The following is a 1,080-nucleotide window of genomic DNA, read 5'->3' as shown; positions in this document are numbered from 1 at the left end:
TGCAGACGACGATGGCCCGGCTTCCGGCGTCGGCCACTCATTTAGATCAAAACCCGATGGCAACTGCGGCGACCAGGTTGAGCTCAACCCGGCAGGTTGATCCGACTGCGATGACAACGCCCACGAGTCATCCTCCCACCCGGCAGGTTGCCACCCTCCGGCTTGATCCGCAGCGTCATGAATTGCGTCCTGATCATAACTTTCCGCAGGCCCCTGCCGTTCGCGGTCGGGCAGCTCATCCCACAACCGATCCTGATCGTAACCTTCCACTGGAGACTGGCCAGATTGCTGCGGTGGCTGCAGGGGCGGCATTCCCCACGCAGCGTTCGCCTCAACGACTTGCTGGTAGTTCCGAAGGTCGTTTAAATGGAGGTTCGGACTATATCCACAGGCTACCTTATATGCCCGAAAATCATCCTTCAACCCTTGTGTCTGCTCCTGATTGCCGTTGACTCGGCTCGCTATGCTCGCCTTTCCCTGCCTTCGGAGCCACTCACTGAACCCGCGTCGACGGCTAGTGATCTCCTGGAAAGGTTTCCTCTCTTTCGACGTCGACTCAGGCCCAAGGCTGGCCAACTCCTGGTTGTGCAGGCCCTCGATGAGGCGAGCGTCGTCGGCATAAGGAATCGGATGCGGAAGGTTCCCGGTGCGGACCTGCTGGACCGCCACCAATGCAGCGCTGACCAGGACGCCAGCCTCATGCGCAAAGGCGTTCGCGCGACCAGTCAACCCATTGGGGTCGTCAGGGTTGCCAGGAGCGTCAAGCAGGCCGGCCAGTGTGCGGCCCTCGGGCTGCGTCTGAAGCCATGCGCTGAATTTGCGCAGACTCGTTGCGTGTGGCCGGACAGTCTTAACGCCAAGGCCGGGGGCCCTGGCGATGAAATCAGTAATGATCGTGTGGTCCTCGTCGGGGATGATCGTCTGGTCCTCTGCGGCCGGGCGGCCGCGCTTGGCATAATCGGCGCGATACGTCGTCTTGACAACCTCCGGCTGGTGCATCCCGTCCTTCGACGACTTCTTGCCGCTGCTTGGAACGAAGGCCTTCTTCACTGTCTTCAGCAACGATCTCAATCCCCCGCT

At 60.8% G+C, this 1,080-nt stretch carries 1 pseudogene; it reads right to left on the bottom strand.

Features of this window, described 5'->3' with window-relative positions:
• A pseudogene (locus tag NKH03_RS34710) lies at positions 1–1,062 on the bottom strand (hypothetical protein); the annotation flags it as partial.
• Between the last annotated feature and the right edge of the window lie 18 nt (positions 1,063–1,080).

Source organism: Mesorhizobium sp. M1406, from assembly GCF_040317555.1.
In the GTDB taxonomy this organism is placed as follows: Bacteria; Pseudomonadota; Alphaproteobacteria; order Rhizobiales; family Rhizobiaceae; genus Mesorhizobium.
The sequence above is the reverse complement of the archived record's forward strand: the minus strand, read 5'-3'. Positions and strand labels throughout refer to the sequence as shown.